The sequence below is a fragment of the Streptomyces sp. NBC_00237 genome (genome assembly GCF_026342435.1).
Classification (GTDB): Bacteria; Actinomycetota; Actinomycetes; order Streptomycetales; family Streptomycetaceae; genus Streptomyces.
Window position 1 is genome coordinate 315,525 of the sequence record NZ_JAPEMT010000003.1, and the last position, 17,160, is coordinate 332,684.

Consider the following 17,160-nt stretch of genomic DNA (forward strand, 5'->3'; position numbering starts at 1 on the left):
GGGAACTCCCTTGGGGGAGGGCAATTCCCCTCCGCGCAAAGGAAATTGACCGCAGTCGGCCGACGAAGGAGGCTCGGAATGCCGTACGGGAAAACGCAGCAGCCGAAGGGGCGTCTCGACGGCAAAGTGGCCTTCGTGACCGGCGCGGCCGGAGGGCTCGGCCGCAGTCACGTCCGACGGATGGCGGAGGAGGGTGCCGACCTGGTCATCGTGGACATCTGCCAGTCGGTCGGCTCCGTGCCCTACCCGATGTCGACCCCGGACGACCTGCGCGAGGCGGTGGCGGAAGTGCACGCGTACGGCCGCCACGTCGTGGCCCGGCAGGCGGACGTACGCGACCGTGAAGCGCTCCAGGAGGCGTACGACGCCGGGCTCGCCGCGTTCGGGCACGTCGACGTCGTGGTCGCCAACGCCGGGATCGCCCCGCTGCTCGTGGAGGACCGCATCGAGGCGTGGCAGGACGCCATCGACGTCAATCTCACCGGCACCTTCCACACCATCGAAGTGGCTGTTCGGTCGATGGTGGCCGCAGGACGGGGCGGCTCGATCGTGATCGTCAACTCCACGGCGGGACTGGTCGGCCTGGGCGGCGCCAGCAACGGCGGGCTGGCCTACTCCGCCTCCAAGCACGGCGCGGTCGGCCTGATGCGCTCGTACGCCAACAACCTCGCCCCGCACAGCATCAGGGTGAACTCCGTGCACCCCACAGGGGTCGCCACCCGCATGGTCGTCGACCCGGCCATGGTCGCCTTCGTCGCCAGCGACCCGAAGCTGGCCCGGCAGGCGCCCAACGCCCTCCCGGTACGCATGATCGAAGCGGTCGACGTGTCGAACGCCGTCCTGTGGCTGGCCTCGGACGAGGCCCGCTACATCACCGGCGTCACGCTGCCCGTGGACGCGGGATTCATCAACCGCCGCTGAGCCATGGAGCCGCCGAGCCATTGAGTTGCTGAGTCGCAGAGCCGCAGAGCCGCAGAGTCGCAGAGCCGCAGAGCGAGCGAGAGGGAGTGGGATGACCGATCCGTACGCCGACACGATTCTGCTGGGCGGACACGTCAGGACACCGTCCGGCTGGGCGCACGCCCTCGCGGTGCGCGACGGCGTCATCGACACGGTGGGCACCGACGCGGACGTCCTGGGCCAGCGCGGTCCGGACACACGGGTCGTCGACCTGGGCGGTGACACCGTCCTGCCGGGCCTGCACGACCTGCACGTGCACCCGATCTACGCCGGGATCCGCGAGCGCCGCTGCAAGATCCCGCAGGGTTCGAGCCTGGAGACCACCCTGCGCATCGTCGCCGAGCACGTCGCGCGGGCCGTCCCCGGCGGCTGGGTGCTCGGCGGGCAGTGGGACGCGTACGCACTCGGCACGACCCCGAACCGCGAGCAGCTCGACGCCATCGCCCCCGACAACCCCGTCCTCCTGGAGGACACCAGCGGCCACAGCACCTGGGCGAACAGCGCGGCACTCCAGGCCGCCGGAGTCGGCCCCGGCACACCCGACCCCGTGGGCGGCATCTTCGAGCGGGACCACCGGGGCGAACCGAGCGGCATCCAGCGCGAGACCGCCTCCGAACACCTCGCCTCCCACGCCCCCAAACCCTCCGACGCGGAGGTCGAGTCCGCCCTGGCGTGGTCCCTCGGCGAGATGCTCTCGTACGGGATCACCTCCTTCACCGAAGCCGCGGTCGGCTTCACCGCAGGGGCGCGGGCCGAGCTGCGCGCCTACACCCGCCTCGCCGCACGCGGAGCCATCAGGCAGCGGGTACGGCTCTGCCTGGTGTGGTCGCCCCACGACCCGACCTGCGAGGACGTGATAGCCCGCCGCAACCACTACGCGAGCGCCCACCTCACGCCCGACTGCGTGAAGATCTTCCTCGACGGGGTGCCGACCGACAGCCACACGGCCGCCATGCTGGAGCCGTACAAGGACACCGTGGCGGGACGGGACCCCGAGTTCAACAGGTACGGGATGCTCGCGATCGCACCGGCCGTCCTGGACCGGCTGGTCACCCGGTTCGACCGGATGGGCATCACGGTCAAGTTCCACGCCGCCGGGGACGCGGCGGTCAGGGCGGCGCTGAGCGCGATCGAGGCCGCCCGCGTGGCCAACGGGCCCAGTCCGCACATGCACAACATCGGGCACTGCACCTTCGTGGCGAAGTCCGACATCGTGCGCGCCACGCAGATCGGCGCGACGTTCGAGGTCTCCCCCTACCTGTGGCGGCCCTCCCCGATCTGCTCCGACATCGAGGCCGCCGTCGGCCGGGAGGCAGTCCAACGTGCTTGGCCCGTAAGGGAGATGCTCGAAGCGGGGGCCCTGGTCGTGGCGGGGTCGGACTGGTGCGTCGTACCGTCGGTGAATCCGTGGGCCGCCATCGAGACGCTCGTCACCCGGCAGGAACCGGGCGGCGGCGCCGACAGCTTCGGCGCGTCCCAGGCCATCACCCTGGAGCAGGCGTTCGACCTCTTCACGGTCAACGCCGCCCGCCAGGAGGGCATGGACCACCGCGTCGGACGCATCGAGCCGGGCATGCTCGCCGACCTGGCCGTCGTCGACCAGAACCCCTTCGACGTGCCGATCACGCGGGTGCACGCCACCCGGGTCATGACGACGTTCGTCGAAGGGGAACCGGTCTTCCACACGGACGAGTAGGGCGGTGTCCCCTACGGGCGCAACCGCAGGCCCAGCGGCAGGTGTTGAGGCGTCCGCAGCGGGCCGGAGGTGCGCTTGGCCGGGACGCCGCTGAGCGCTCCGTCCATGTGCGCGACCAGTGCCGTGTCGATCGGGTTCGGCAGCGGCATCCCGTCGTCGCCCAACTCCTGATACTTCGTCAGGTTGTAGCCGAGCGACATCTGGCGGCGTCCGTCCTCCGTGGACAGCGCCCACGTCTCCGCCCCGAACACGGAGCCGTTGTGGCCCCAGTACCAGCCACCGCTCGGCATCCTGAGCCGGAAGAGCCCGAGACCGTACCGCATCCCCTCCTCCTGGCCCGGCGGGGACGTGGCGACCGTCGTCTTCATCTCCCGCAGCTCCGCCGCGCCGAGCAGCTTTCCGCTCAGCAGCAGGCGGTAGAAGTCGTTGAGGTCGTCCGTCGTGGAGACCATCGCCCCGGCGGTACCGGCCCAGGACATGTCATAGACGCTGTAGTCGCGCGCCGGTTCGATGAGGCCGTACATCGATTCGTACATCCTGGCGTGCGGCCCGGAGACGTAGGCGGAGCGCGGGAAGTAGGTGTGCCGCAGTCCTGCCTTGCGGATGACGTTCTTGGTGATGTACGCCTCCGGGTCCTGCCCCGTGACCCTCTCCAGCAGCAGTCCGGCGAGGAGGTAGTTCGTGTTCGAGTACGCGAACGTGCCGCGAGGTGCCTGAGGCTGGGCCGCCAGGCCCAGGCGGACCAGCTTCTCGGGGGCCAGTTCGCGGAACTGACCCTCGTCCAGGGCCTTTCGGGGGTTCACGAGGATCCCGGGGAAGGCGGGCAGGACGTAGTCCGCGATGCCGCTCGTGTGGTTGAGCAGCATCCGCACGGTCACCTTCCGGCCGCGCTCGCCCGTCACCAGGTCGGGGAGGTGGGCGGCGATCGGGGCGTCCAGGTCGACCCGCCCCTTGGCCACCTGCTGGAGGACGGCCACCGAGGTGAAGGTCTTGGTGATGCTGCCTATCCGGTGCTCGTAGCCCGCGCGCATCGGCCGCCGGGTGTCGACGTCGGCGACGCCGGTCGCCCCGCGCCACCGCTCGGAACCGTCCCGGACCGAGGAGTACGCCCCGTACATGCCCGCTCGGTGGATCGCGTCGAGGGAGGCGCGCAGGGCCTTCCGGTCGAGGGGGGAGGTCGCCTCGGCGGCTGCGGCGGCAGGGGCGGGTAACGGAGTGGCGGCCGTCGCCGGAAGGACGCCGAGCGACAGCGACAGCAGGGCGGTCGTCGCGACCGCTGTCAGGCGGACGCTGTGGCGGGCGGGTTGACTGGCGTTGCGCATCTGCGGATCCCGTCGTGTCGGGTGTGCGGTGCGGGTGTGTCCATCCTCGGTGTGCCGCGACGGCCGCCGGTCCACCCTGAGTACGACCTCGCGCACAGAAAGCGATGACGTTTGTCAGGTTTCGGCCCGGGCCGTGCAGCACGACGACATCCGGGTGACCCGACTGCCCTGCGACACCGACGGTGAGGGAAGCCGGAACGGCACGCCGGGAAAACCACTGGAGCCGCACCCCGGCGTGCCGTTAACGTCACTCCCGCCCCGCCGGAGCCCCATCAGCGAAGGACACGCCGTTGTACACCCTGTGAGACACCCCGAGCGCTGAACCGTCGCGCGCCGCACTCCGTGCGCCGTGCCCCTTTTCGCTGCGGTCTTCGCGGTCTTCTCACTGGAACCGGTGTATCTCTGTGTCACGAACCACCTGGGTGGTCGCCTCCATCTGCCTGCCCGTCCTCCTCCACGCCCCTTCCCCCTTCCCCACGGTCGAGTTCGTCCATCACTCGGCAGCCGTACGCCGCCGCCGTGCCGGGACCGGCCCGGGGCGGGCCGACCGCCCGGCCTGGCAGTCCCCGTACGGCCCGCCGTCGCGCCGCTCGCACCGGGGCCGGTGGTCACCCGCGCCCACCTCGGTGACGGGCGTCAGCCTGACGGTCGTGCGGAACGGGTACCTGTGCGGGCGGTGCGACTGACAGCCGTACGACTCCCCGGCCGGACGGACGGACAGCACGGGCACAGCCGCTCCGGCAGGAACAGCACCCGCGTCGTCGGCCACGACACCGCAATGTGAGACTGGGCCGACGCGGACGGCACACGAGCGACGTTCGCCGAAGAGGAGCACCTCCCATGGACGCCATCGCGCTCGGCGACCTGATCGACGTCGTCCGCAGCCCGGCCCTGCACCTGCTCGCCGTGCCGGGGGAGTCCGCCGTCCGGATCGGCGAGGTGCTGCTGTACGACGCGCACGCCCCGCTGCCCACCGCCCCCGGCGCCCTGCTGCTCGCGGTCGGCGTCCGGGCCGCCGACGCGGGGCCCCTCGTCCGGGCCGCCGCGGCGGCGGGGATGGCCGGGGTCGTCGTACGGGGCTCCGCAGGGGCCCCGGTGGAGGAGGCCGAGGCGTGCGGCACGGCGCTGCTGGCCGTCGAGGACGGCTCGGCCTGGCACCACGTACATCTGACGCTGGCGTCGGCGGTCGGGGCCCGGCCCGAGCAGAGCGACAGTCTCGCGGACCTGTTCGCCCTGGCCGATGCCATCGCGGCGGCGACCGGCGGTGCGACCACGCTCGAAGACCCGCACCAGCGGATCCTGGCCTACTCCACCGTGCCCGGCCAGCCGGTCGACGAGGACCGGCGGCAGGGCATCCTCGGGCTCCAGGTCCCCGGCGGCCTGGAGAACGCGGCCCAGTACCAGTCGGTGTTCGCCGCATCCGGGCCGGTGCGGCTGCCCCCGCTCACCCCCGACGACCTGCCGAGGCTCGCCGTCGCGGTACGGGCCGGGGACGAACCCCTCGGCTCCGTCTGGGTCGTCGACACCGGGGCCCTCGCCCCGGACGCCGACAAGACCCTCACACAGGGCGCCTCCACGGCCGCACTGCTCCTGCTGCGCGCCCGCGCCGCCCACGAACTGGCCCGCCACCGCAACACCGACCTGCTGCGACGCCTGCTCGACGGCACCACCGACCCCTCGGACGCGAGGCGGCACTGGGGCACGGGCCCGTTCAGGGTCGCCGCGTTCCGGCTGGACGGTGGCGGTGCGGGAAGCGCGCCGGACTCCGAGTGGACCGCGCTGCGACTGCTGGACGTCGTACGTCTCCAGTGCGAGGCCCGCAGCGGGCGGCACGCCTGCGTGCTCCTGGACGGGGTGGTGTACGCCCTGCTCCCGGTGGCCGAGGGCCGGGGCGCCGGGGACGGCGACCAGCAGCACCGCCCCTTGGCGGAACACGTCGTGCGCCGGGCCGGGGACGCGCTCCGGGTTCCCGTACGGGCGGCGCTCGGCGGCGTGGTGGCCGACCTCGCCGGGGTGACGGACTCGCGCGCGGACGCCGACCTGGTGCTGCGGCTGCTGCACGACGGGCTGCCGGTGGCCACGGTCGACGAGGTGCGCCCCCGGGTGACGCTGCTCCAGCTCGCGGAAGTACTGCGCGAACGGCCGGAGTTGCGACGGGGATCCTGGCAGCGCGTCCGGGCGGCGGACGCGGGGCACGGCACCGAGTACGCCCGCACCCTCGCGGCCTGGCTGGACGCGGGCTGCGACGTGGCACGGGCGGCGAAGGAGCTCTCCGTGCACCCCAACACCTGCCGCTACCGCCTCCGACAGGCCGGGCGGCAGTTCGGGATCGACCTCGACGATCCCGACGAACGCCTGGTGCTGTGGCTCCAGTTGAGGACGCTGTCGGGGTCCGGCGACAGCGCGTCGCCCTGAGGACCCGCAGGGCTGTCCACCCGCGGGACGCGGTGAACTCGTCGAGATGCCGCGACGCCCCGGGCGGCTTACATTGCGGGCATGGCTACCCAGAGCTTCACGATCTACCTGGTGCCCGAACACATCGAGGGCCCCAGGCTCTCCGTGCAGGAGACGGCCCTCCGGTCGGAGGTGGTCGAACCCACGGGCGAGACCGGCGCGTCCGGCTACCCCCGCTACTCCGGCGGCGGCCTCGTGGCGGACATCGACGCCGCCACACCGGCGGTCGAGGCGCTGCTCGTCGACGGCTCGGAACTGGACTACGGGCTGCGCGCGGTGGTCGGGCCCGCGTAGCGCCCGGACCCCGTGGTCCCGTGACTCCGTCAGGGAGGGCGGACGCCCCGGCTCCCGGTCGTGGACCGGGCGCCGGGGCGCAGTTGCGCACCGTACGGATCAGACGCGCACGGAGCGGGGGTCAGACGCGCGCCGCGTCGCGCTCCCGCCCGTCCTCGTCGTGCCCCTGCTTGCCGCCGCCGGACTCCGCGTCCAGGCTCGCGCCCTCGATGTCGAGGTCGGGCAGGGCCCGCTGGAGCGGACGCGGCAGCCACCAGGCGGCGCGGCCGAGCAGGGTCATCACCGCCGGGACGAGCGTCATGCGGACGACGAAAGCGTCCACGACGACGCCCACCGCCAGTGCGAAGCCGATCGACTTGATGATCGGGTCGTCGAGCAGCACGAAGCCGCCGAACACCGCCGTCATGATCAGTGCGGCGGCCGTCACCACCCGGGCGTTGTGGCCGACGCCGCCCACCACGGCGTCCCTGGCGGGCGTTCCGTGCACGAAGTCCTCGCGCATCCGGGAGACGAGGAAGACCTCGTAGTCCATGGCCAGGCCGAAGAGGATGCCGATGAGCAGGATGGGCAGGAAGCTGACCAGCGGGCCCGGGGTGTCGATGCCGACCAGGTGCGCGAGGTGGCCCTGCTGGAAGATGGCGACCGTGATGCCGAAGGTCGCACCGACGGTGAGCAGGAAGCCCAGCGCGGCCTTCAGCGGCACCAGCACCGAGCGGAACACCAGCATCAGCAGCAGCACCGACAGACCGACGACGAGACCCAGGTAGACCGGCATCGCGTCGGACAGCTTCTCCGAGACGTCGATGCCCAGCGCGGTGACGCCGGTCAGCGCGATGTCCGCGCCCTTCACCTGCTCGACCTTGTCGCGGACGGCGTGCACCGCGTTCTCGGTGGCCTCGGCGGTCGGACCGGCCTTCGGGATGACGGCCAGCAGGGCGGTGGTGCCGTCCTTGTTGAACTGCGGCGGGGCGACGGCGAGTACGCCCGTGGTCTTCTGCATCAGCCCGGCGGCCTGCGCGGTCGCCTCCTTGGTCTGCGTCGGGTCGTCGGAGGAGACGACGGCGAGCAGCCGCCCGTTGAACCCGGGGCCGAACCCCTCGCTCGTCAGGTCGTACGCCTTGCGGGCGGGGGAGTCCACGGCGGCCGTGCCCGCGTCGGGCAGCGCGAGCCGCATGTCCTGCACCGGCAGGGCGAGCGCGCCGAGCCCGGCGATGCCGACGACCAGGAGTGGAACGCGCAGCTTGGCGACCAGACGGCCCCAGCGGAAGCCGAAGGGCTCCTCCTGGGCCTTCTCCCTTCCGGGAGCGGCTGCGCGCCCCTTGCGCAGCCGACGCGGCAGCACCCGCTCGCCCATGAAGCCGAGGGCGGCGGGCAGCAGGGTGAGCGCGACGAGTACGGAGATCAGTACGGTTCCGGCGGCGGCCAGGCCCATGACGCTCAGGAACGGAATGCCGACGACGGAGAGGCCGACCAGCGCGATGACGACGGTGGCCCCGGCGAAGACGACGGCGGACCCCGCCGTACCGGTCGCCCGGCCGACGGCCTCCTCCCCGTCCATGCCCTCGGCGAGGTACTGGCGGTAGCGGGAGGTGATGAAGAGTGAGTAGTCGATGCCGACGGCCAGGCCCAGCATCAGCGCGAGGACGGGCGCGGTGCTGGTCAGCTCGACGGCACTGCTGAGCGCGAAGAGGCCCGCCATGCCGGCGCCGACGCCGATCAGGGCGTTCAGCAGGGTCATTCCGGCGGCCACCAGCGACCCGAAGGTGACGACGAGGACGACGGCGGCGACGGCGACGCCGATCGCCTCGGTGGAGCCCACCACGACCTTCGCGGTCATCACCTCGCCGCCGTGCTCGACGGTCAGCCCCTTCGCGGAGGCACCCGCCTTCTCGAAGGCGGCGCGCTCGGCGTCGGTGACCTCCTCGGTGCCCTTGTCGAACTGCACCTGGACCAGGGCGTAGCGGAGGTCGGGGGAGAGGGACTTGGCCTGGAAGGGGTCGATCGCACCGAGCACACCGGGCACGTCCGCCGCGTCCCGCACGATCGGGGCGAGGCGGGCCGGAGTGAGCTGCTCACCCTTGGGCGCGGCGACGACGATCGTGCCGGTGGTGCCGCTGGCCTCGGGGAACTCCTCCTTGAGCGAGGTCAGGGCACGCTGTGACTCGGTGCCGGGCATGGTGAACTTGTCGGTCGTCGGCCCCTGGAAGACGAGGGCGAGCGTGCCGAGCAGGGCGAGCAGGACCAGCCAGCCGGCGGCTATGCGGCCCCGGCGGCGGAAGGAGAACCGGCCGAGCCGGTAGAGCAGGGATGCCATGCGGAGGGTGTGACTCCTGGTTCGTTCGGGGTGCGGACGGCGTTCGGCCCGGCGGGGGGCCGGGGGGCTTCGCAGGGGGTGCGGGGCGGTGCCGGACGGACGTGGGGGTGCGCCCGGCACGGCGTGCGACGGGCGCGGACGCGGCTATCCGGCTCGGTGGCCGAGGGTCCGCAGGGCGCCGGCGACCAGTTCGTCGCGCAGCACCTCGTCGGGCACGTCGAGTTCGCTGGCACAGGTGATGAACACCGCGCCGAGGACCATGTGCGCGCTGACGACGCGTCTGGGGTCCGCGGAGCCGCCGCTCATCGCGGTGGCGAGGCGTGCCGCGAGGGCCTCGATGTCGCCCAGTGCCGGGTTGCAGATCATCGCGGGGGTGTCCTCGAAGAGGATCTTCACCTCGCGCCGGTAGCGCAGGGCGAGGTCCACGTATCCGGTGACGGCCGCCGCCACGCGTTCCTCGTCGGGCAGGGTGTTCAGCTGTCCGTCGAGGGCGGCGAGCCCCTCGCCCGCAGGTGTCAGGAGCTCGGTGAGGATCGCTTCCTTCGTACTGAAGTGGTAGATCAGCGACGCCTTGGAGCAGCTGGCGTCGGCCGCGATGGCGTGCAGGGACGTGCCGCCGAACCCGTTCGTGGCGAACAGGCGCAGGGCGGAGTCGAGGATGTGTCCGCGCATGGCGGAGGCGGGGCGTGCCATGCCACCACCGTAACTGTCCGATCGGTCAGAACTGACCGATCGGACAGGGAAGGGGTGTGAGGTGCGCCATCGTGTGCCGCCGTGCGGGTCGGCGGAGGCCGGGTGCGGCTGCTGCCGATGTGCGCGTACCGGTGGAACTGAGGGCCTGCGGTCGACCTCGTTCCACCGCCGCAATTATTTGAGCACCGCTCAAAATGTATCCCCATGGGTAGGCAGTAAAGCTTTTCCTCGAAGCTTTCCATGCTTAGAGTGTCGCTCTAATAGCTGCATGGAGGAGTGAAGGCGTGCGACTGACCCCCACCGAACGCGACCGACTGCTGCTCTTCGGAGCCGCGGAACTGGCGCGCGCCCGCAGGGCGCGTGGGCTGCGGCTCAACGTCCCCGAGGCGACCGCCCTCGTCGCCGACACCGTCTGCGAGGCCGCGCGCGACGGGCGGCGGCTCGCGGAGGCGATCGACGCGGCCCGCAGTGTGCTCGGTCCGGACGACGTCCTGCCCGGGGTCGCCGACGTGGTCACCGAGGTCCACGTCGAGGCGGTCTTCGACGACGGCTCCCGGTTCGCCGTGGTGAGCGATCCCTTCGGCGGCGGGACGCTCGGCGACGAGGCCCCCGGAGCGCTGCTGCCGGGGCCGGGGTACGAGGAGCCCGCACCGGTCGTGCGGATCACCGTGCGCAACACCGCCGCAGTGCCGGTATCGGTCACCTCCCACTTCCACTTCTTCGAGGCGAACCCCCGGCTCGACTTCCCCCGGGCCGCCGCGTACGGGATGCGGCTCGCCGTTCCCGCCGGGTCCTCCTTCCGCTTCGGCCCCGGCGAGAGCGCCGAAGTGGGTCTCGTACCGATCGGCGGGGACCGGGTCGCGATCGGATTCGCCGGGCTGGTGGACGGGCCGCTCGACGCACCGGGGGCGAAGGAGGAGGCGCTGCGCCGGGCGGCGGCCTGCGGCTACCTCGGGGCGGCGGCATGAGGCGCGCCACGCTCCCCGCAGCGCATCCGAGCCATCCCGCGGCGCAACCGAGCCACCCCACAACGCATCCGAGTCACCCCGCCCCGCACCCGAGTCACCCCGCCCCGCACCCGAGTCACCCCGCCCCGCACCCGCCCCACCCCACCCCGCACCCGACGGAGGCGATCCGATGACCCCCGCCATCACTCCCGCCATCACCCCCTACGAGTACGCCGCCGTGCACGGCCCCCGGGCCGGGGACCGGGTGCGGCTCGGGGACTCCGGGCTCGTCGTGCGCGTGGAGTCCGACTCCCAACTGCCCGGCGACGAGTTCCTCGCCGGGTTCGGCAAGACCGCGCGCGACGGACTCCACCTCAAGGCCGCCGCCGTGCGCGACACCTGTGACGTGGTGATCAGCAACGTGCTGCTCATCGATGCCGTGCAGGGGATCCGCAAGGTCTCGATCGGGATCCGGGAGGGGCGGATCAGCGGCGTCGGCAGGGCCGGGAACCCCGACACCCTCGACGGCGTCGACGTCGTCGTCGGGACCGGGACCACCATCGTGTCGGGCGAAGGGCTCATCGCCACCGCGGGGGCCGTCGACACGCATGTGCATCTGCTCTCGCCCCGGATCATGGAGGCGTCGCTCGCGAGCGGTGTGACCACGATCATCGGGCAGGAGTTCGGCCCGGTATGGGGCGTCGGCGTCAACTCGCCCTGGGCGCTGCGCCACGCCTTCAGCGCCTTCGACGCGTGGCCGGTCAACATCGGCTTCCTCGCCCGGGGCTCGTCCTCGCACGGCGCGCCCCTGGTCGAGGCCCTCGCCGAAGGCGGAGCGTCCGGGTTCAAGGTCCACGAGGACATGGGCGCACACACCCGCGCCCTGGACACCGCCCTGCGCGTCGCCGACGAACACGACGTCCAAGTCGCCCTGCACAGCGACGGGTTGAACGAGTGCCTGTCGGTCGAGGACACCCTCCGCGTCCTGGAAGGCCGTACGATCCACGCCTTCCACATCGAGGGCTGCGGCGGCGGACACGTACCGAACGTCCTGAAGATGGCGGGCGTGCCGAACGTCATCGGCTCCTCCACCAACCCCACCCTCCCCTTCGGCCGCGACGCCGTCGCCGAGCACTACGGCATGATCGTCTCCGTCCACGACCTGAAGACCGACCTCCCCGGCGACGCCGCCATGGCCCGCGACCGGATCCGCGCCGGGACGATGGGCGCCGAGGACGTCCTGCACGACCTCGGGGCCATCGGGATCACCTCGTCCGACGCTCAGGGCATGGGCCGGGCGGGGGAGACCGTACGCCGTACCTTCCAGCTCGCCGGCAAGATGAAGGCGGAGCGCGGTGCGGAGGGCGACGACGACAACGCCCGCGTCCTGCGCTACCTGGCCAAGCTCACCATCAACCCGGCCATCGCCCACGGCCTCGCCCACGAGGTCGGCTCCGTGGAGGTCGGGAAGATGGCCGACCTGGTGCTGTGGCGGCCCGACTCCTTCGGCGCGAAGCCGCAGCTGGTGCTGAAGTCGGGCTTTCCGGCGTACGGGGTCACGGGTGATCCGAACGCCGCCACCGACACCTGCGAACCCCTCGTGCTCGGCCCGCTGTTCGGCGCGCACGGAGCCGCTCCCGCCGACCTCTCGGTGGCCTTCGTCGCCCGGGCGGCCCTCGACCAGGGCAACGACACCATGCCCACCCGCCGCCGCAGGGTCGCGGTCAGGAACACCCGGGGCATCGGCCCCGCCGACCTCCTCCTCAACTCCCGTACGGGATCCGTCGACGTCGACAACCGCACGGGTCTGGTCACCCTCGACGGCGACCCGCTGCGCTCCGCGCCCTCGGACTCCGTCCCGCTCAACCGCCTGTACTTCCTCTGACCCCTGTACTTCCTCTGACCTTCGTCATCAGTGACCTCCCCCATAAGGACCCGACCATGTTCCGTATGCCCGCCGAGTGGCAACCGCACGAGCGCACCTGGATGGCCTGGCCCGGCCCCAACACCACCTTCTCCGACCCCGCCGAACTCGCCGAGTCCCGCGCGGCATGGGCCGCCGTGGCCCGCGCGGTCCGCCGTTTCGAACCCGTCACCATGGTCGTGGCCCCCGGCCAGGCCGCCAGCGCCGCCGCCCTGCTCGGTCCGGACGTCGACCTCGTCGAGCACGCACTCGACGACGCCTGGATGCGCGACATCGGCCCCACCTTCGTCATGGACGACGAGTCGGGTCAACTGGCAGCCGTCGACTGGGTGTTCAACGGCTGGGGCGCGCAGGAGTGGGCCTCCTGGGAACACGACTCCCAGATCGCCGCGCACGTCGCCGACCTCGCTTCCGTGCCCCTGCACCCCTCCCGCCTCGTCAACGAGGGCGGCGGCCTCCAGGTCGACGGAGAGGGCACCGTCCTGCTCACCGAAACCGTCCAGCTCGGCCCCGAGCGCAACCCCGGCTGGACCCGCGAACAGGTCGAGGCGGAGATCCACGCCCGACTCGGCACCACCAAGGCCATCTGGCTGCCCCGGGGCCTCACCGCCGATTACCCTCCCCATGGCTACGGCACCCTCGGCCATGTCGACATCGTCGCCGCGTTCGCCGCCCCCGGCGTGGTCCTCGTGCACGCCCAGCCCGACCCCGCCCACCCCGACCACGAGCTGTGCGAGCACATCGCCGACCTCCTGCGCGCGGAGACGGACGCCAAGGGCCGCCCCCTGACCGTGATCGAGGTCCCGGCCCCCGCAGGACTGAAGGACGAGGAGGGCCACTGGCTCGACCACTCCTACATCAACCACTACCTCTGCAACGGCGGCGTCGTGCTCTGCGCCTTCGACGACCCCCGCGACGAGGAGGCCGCCGCGCTCTTCCGCCGCCTCTTCCCCGACCGGGAAGTCGTCCTCGTCGACGCCCGTACGATCTTCGCGGGCGGCGGCGGCATCCACTGCGTCACCCAGCAGCAGCCCGTCACGCCTTAGCGGCGGGAGCGATCGTGCGCCGGTACGACGTCCCCCGGTTCGGGTCGAGCTGACCGTTGCCGTCGAGGGCGATCAGCTGCAAGGGGGCGTAGTGGTGCCGGGTCCCTTGCGGAGGCTGCCAGGCGGGCGCGTCGGGAGGGCCCGGCCAGATGACGTCGCCAGTGGCCGTGCGGGCGGGGATCAGCCAGTGGTCGCCGGTGCGGTACGTGCCGCCCGCCTCGAAGCGGATCCGTACGCCGTCCTCCAGATCGAGCCAGGTGTCCTCGCGCAGGGGTACGGCGCCGTCGCTGAGCTCCACGCCCGACGCCTTGCGGTGGTCCCAGCGGAGCAGCAGCGGGTGGCGGGTGAGCGTGAGGGGGGAGGGGCTCGCGCCGAGCACCACCCGGAGGTCCACGGGGTCGACGTCCTCGACGCGCAGCAGGGGTTCTGAGGCCCGCCGAAGGACGGCGTCGTCGTCGAGCAGCTCCACCCAGTCGCCGACCGTGACGCTCAGCCGGTCGTCGCGGCCGAGGCTCTCCACGGTCACCGTGCGGTCGGCGGTGCGGACCACGGCGAGCACCGCGGCGGCGTTGTCGCGGGACCACTTGAACGTCGCCGTTCCGGCCGGGTACGCCGTTCCGGGGCGGTGGATCTCCACCCGGTACAGCTGGTTCTCCGGGCCCCGGTAGCGGGCGTCCGGGGACACCGTGCACGGATCCTGCGAGACCATCTCCTGGAGTGCCGTGGCGTGGAGGCGTCCGGTGCTCAGGCCGGGGCGCTTGCCGTTCAGGTAGTCCTCGGCCGACTTCTTGGGGAACTCCGCGTCGCCCGTGACGTCGAGCGCCCGGACCTGCCACACGACCCGGCTCCTGGCGGTCGTGTCGGCACCGCCCAGTGCCACGTCCCGGAGGTCGTGGTCCTGGAGGGCGACGACCTCGCGCTCCCAGACGTCCAGGTGTACGAGGTAGCTGTGGTTCGCCTGGAGCCCGGCGGGCGTGGTCAGGTCGGGCTGGGTGGAGTACCGGCACGGCAGCGGTTCGGGCGGGCGCGGTCCTTCGTTCTCGCAGAGGATGCCGTCGACGTAGTAGTGGCCGGGTGCGATGGTGAAGTCGAGGGGCAGCGGGTCGTCGTTCTTGTCCCGGGCGACATCGACGGCGAATCCGGTACCGGGGCCTCCGTGCGGTCCGATCAGATCGCGGGCGAGGGACCGCAGCAGATGCCGGACGATGAGCGACTGCTCGTTCCAGTCGCGGTCGAGCTGTACCCGGCCCTGCTGCATGAGCACGCCGCTGAAGTGCTTGAACGCGTCGAATCCGGTCTGGGAGTAGTCGCCTGCCATGGTTGCTCTCCTCGGGTGTTCCGCTGTCCTGAAGGGCCTCGGTCACGTGGCACGGAAGAGACCGGTGTTGCCGCCGGACGGTGTGTACTCGTCCAGCCCGGAACGCAGGAGCGCGGTCCGCTGCGCCGTACGGAGGTGGTGGAAGGCGCCCATCTCCGAGGCGTCTTCGGCACCTTCGGTGATCTCGCGGGCGCATGCGGCGGAGAGCCGGGCGTACGCGGGTGTGCCGTAGCGGCTGCTGTCGAAGGCGGGGCGGACGCGCAGCCGTTCGCGGTCCCGTTCGCTCGGATCGCCCTGGGTCGCGGCGTCCACCAGGTCCGGCTGGCAGGCGTGACGCCGGGGCGTCCGTGACTCCGGCACGAGGGAGCAGAAGCGCAGGCAGCCCGACTGATGCCGGGCCACGCGGACCCGGCCGTCGAGGATGCTGTCCTCGGCCAGTTCGATGGTGTGCGCGTGCAGTTCGCCGATGACGGTGACGCGGCGCAGCACCGCCGTGACGTGCGCGGACCCGTCCGCGAAGTCGCTGAGCGCGGTGCGCGTGGGGGCCGTGGCGTCAAGGATGCTGTCGCTGACGCACAACCGTTCCGGCTCTCGCCGTACGGCGTCACGCGTCACCCGGACCGAGCCGACGATGCTGTGCTCGATCGTCACCCGCGCATCGGTGTCCAGGAGCGTCAGGCTCGGTGTCGCCGGGCGGCAGGGCTCGCAGTCCGGATCGAGGGACCAGCCGGGCACCAGCGTGCAGTGACGGATCGTCAGCTCCGCCAACTCGCCTTCCACCCGTACGGAGTTGCCGGTGACGAGGAGCCCGTCGAGAGTGAGGCTGCTGCCCGCGCCCCCCTGGACCCGCAGCCCGTCGGGACCCGGCGTCGGGTCACCGAGGCGGAGCACCGGGCGTCGCCGGTTCACGGCGCGCAGTTGCAGGCTGTGCCCGGCCCGGAGGCCGATCCGCAGCAGGGGCAGGTCGTGGACGTGGCTGTCGTCGATCTCGACGACGGCGTGCGGCGGCTGCCGGTCCCGCTGGGCGGGATCCTGCCAGGGCGCGAGGCGGCGGAGCAGCTCCGCCGTGCCCCGGACGCGGTGGGTGACGCCGCCGGGGTGCTGCGCCAGGGGGCGGTGGTACTCGCCGCCGCCGATGTCGGCGCTGAACCCGTACCGGTAGGAGACCACCACTCCCGCGTCGGCGGCGCGGCGCAGGTCGGGGGCGATGGCGAACCGCCCCAGCCGGGGGTCGACCGCGACGGTCCCCGGACGCGGACGGTAGCGCCACCCGGACAGATCGGCGGCCGTGACATCGCGGACGGCGACCGGCACCGGGGGGTCGCCAAGACGGATCACGAAGTCCTTGCCCGGCCCGTAGTACGCCGCCGTGTCCCGCTCCAGGGCCCGGCGGCCGATCGGATCGGGGCCCGCGCCCTGGGAGCCGGTGAACAGGGGCGCGTCGTTCCCGAGCACGCTGAAGGTATAGCGGTGCAGGTCCTCGCGCTCCAGGCACAGCGCGGGCGTCCCGGTCACCGTGAAGGCGCGCAGACGCCACAGGAACACCCCGGTCTCCGGGATGTTGTAACGCCCCGGAGTCCTGCGCGAGGTGCTGCGGCGTACGTCCACCCCGTGCGCGAGCGAGTCGAACGGGCCGCCGAGCAGCTCCAGCGCCGCACCCTGCCGCAGATCGGCGGTGCGCCCGCGCGACAGCCAGGTCCCGGGGACGGCGGCACTGGTCCCGAGCAGGTGGACCGGTTGGGTGAGCGACAGCAGCCGGTAGAACTCCACGGCCCTGGCGGGGCGTTCCATGACGTCCCGCGCCAGCGATGCGAGCAGGGCGAGGGTGCCCTTGCGGCGGCGGTCGCGTACGACGTGGGCGACCGCGCGGCGCGGCACGAGGAGCGCGGTGGTGCCCGGATCGGCAGCCGTGCCGGGTGCGTCCGTGTGGCGGTGGCCGACCAGGTCGCCGAGGTAAGGAACCACCCACGGCTCGCAGGTCTCGATGAACCAGTTCTCGTAGAGCCGGGCGATGTCCTCGTCGACGATGTGGACCTGCTCGCCGATGACCTGGAGCAGCGCGCGCAGCGGACCGCCGCGTTCCGCGTCCGCGACGCGGTAGAGGGCGGGCAGCAGGGCGTACAGCTCGTCGGCGGTACGGCGGTCTTCCGTCATGGCGTCCGCTCCCTGAGGCTCTTGGTCCGCTCCGTCAG

Annotated in this window: 13 protein-coding genes; 8 read left to right on the forward strand and 5 right to left on the reverse strand. The window is 72.3% G+C overall.

What is annotated here, in order from left to right; genetic code table 11:
- Positions 1-78: 78 nt before the first annotated feature.
- Positions 79-921 carry a mycofactocin-coupled SDR family oxidoreductase gene (locus tag OG897_RS28340; protein ID WP_266661055.1) on the forward strand — a complete coding sequence of 281 codons (843 nt, stop codon included), beginning with the start codon at positions 79-81 and terminating at the stop codon, positions 919-921.
- Positions 922-1,012: 91 nt separating this feature from the next.
- Entirely contained in the window at positions 1,013-2,656 is a 1,644-nt protein-coding gene (locus OG897_RS28345; RefSeq protein WP_266661057.1) for an amidohydrolase, read from the forward strand.
- 11 nt (positions 2,657-2,667) lie between these two features.
- Here OG897_RS28345 and OG897_RS28350 read toward each other — a convergent pair whose 3' ends face one another.
- A complete protein-coding gene (locus OG897_RS28350) occupies positions 2,668-3,978 on the reverse strand; it encodes a serine hydrolase (protein ID WP_266661059.1) in 1,311 nt (436 codons plus the stop codon).
- 404 nt (positions 3,979-4,382) lie between these two features.
- Between OG897_RS28350 and OG897_RS28355 the strand changes: the two genes are divergently transcribed.
- From OG897_RS28355 to OG897_RS28365, 3 genes are all read left to right on the forward strand, one after another.
- Positions 4,383-4,664, forward strand: a complete 282-nt coding sequence (locus tag OG897_RS28355; RefSeq protein ID WP_266661061.1) for a hypothetical protein — start codon at positions 4,383-4,385, stop codon at positions 4,662-4,664.
- 154 nt (positions 4,665-4,818) lie between these two features.
- The gene (locus OG897_RS28360; RefSeq protein ID WP_266661063.1) at positions 4,819-6,393 is read left to right on the forward strand and encodes a CdaR family transcriptional regulator; all 1,575 of its coding nucleotides are present in this window, start codon (positions 4,819-4,821) and stop codon (positions 6,391-6,393) included.
- A gap of 81 nt (positions 6,394-6,474) precedes the next feature.
- Entirely contained in the window at positions 6,475-6,726 is a 252-nt protein-coding gene (locus tag OG897_RS28365) for a hypothetical protein (protein ID WP_266661065.1), read from the forward strand.
- Between the two features lie 121 nt (positions 6,727-6,847).
- Here OG897_RS28365 and OG897_RS28370 read toward each other — a convergent pair whose 3' ends face one another.
- Together OG897_RS28370 and OG897_RS28375 are read right to left on the reverse strand one after the other, a co-directional pair.
- The gene (locus OG897_RS28370; RefSeq protein ID WP_266661067.1) at positions 6,848-9,040 is read right to left on the reverse strand and encodes an MMPL family transporter; all 2,193 of its coding nucleotides are present in this window, start codon (positions 9,038-9,040) and stop codon (positions 6,848-6,850) included.
- A gap of 144 nt (positions 9,041-9,184) precedes the next feature.
- Positions 9,185-9,733 carry a TetR/AcrR family transcriptional regulator gene (locus OG897_RS28375; RefSeq protein ID WP_266661069.1) on the reverse strand — a complete coding sequence of 183 codons (549 nt, stop codon included), beginning with the start codon at positions 9,731-9,733 and terminating at the stop codon, positions 9,185-9,187.
- A 284-nt stretch (positions 9,734-10,017) separates the two neighbouring features.
- On the opposite strand from OG897_RS28375, the gene ureA reads away from it, so the two are divergent.
- The 3 genes from ureA (at position 10,018) to OG897_RS28390 (ending at position 13,650) form a co-directional block, all read left to right on the forward strand.
- Positions 10,018-10,701 carry an urease subunit gamma gene (gene ureA, locus OG897_RS28380; protein ID WP_266661071.1) on the forward strand — a complete coding sequence of 228 codons (684 nt, stop codon included), beginning with the start codon at positions 10,018-10,020 and terminating at the stop codon, positions 10,699-10,701.
- A gap of 169 nt (positions 10,702-10,870) precedes the next feature.
- The gene (locus tag OG897_RS28385; protein WP_266661073.1) at positions 10,871-12,565 is read left to right on the forward strand and encodes an urease subunit alpha; all 1,695 of its coding nucleotides are present in this window, start codon (positions 10,871-10,873) and stop codon (positions 12,563-12,565) included.
- A 56-nt stretch (positions 12,566-12,621) separates the two neighbouring features.
- Positions 12,622-13,650: an agmatine/peptidylarginine deiminase gene (locus OG897_RS28390; RefSeq protein WP_266661075.1), complete on the forward strand. Its 1,029-nt coding sequence runs from the start codon at positions 12,622-12,624 to the stop codon at positions 13,648-13,650.
- On the opposite strand, the gene OG897_RS28395 is transcribed toward OG897_RS28390, so the two are convergent.
- Both OG897_RS28395 and OG897_RS28400 read right to left on the reverse strand, forming a co-directional pair.
- A complete protein-coding gene (locus tag OG897_RS28395) occupies positions 13,640-14,968 on the reverse strand; it encodes a DUF6519 domain-containing protein (protein WP_266661077.1) in 1,329 nt (442 codons plus the stop codon). The genes OG897_RS28390 and OG897_RS28395 overlap by 11 nt on opposite strands.
- Before the next feature lie 42 nt (positions 14,969-15,010).
- Positions 15,011-17,122, reverse strand: coding sequence for a hypothetical protein (locus OG897_RS28400; protein ID WP_266661079.1), 2,112 nt, complete (start codon positions 17,120-17,122; stop codon positions 15,011-15,013).
- Between the last annotated feature and the right edge of the window lie 38 nt (positions 17,123-17,160).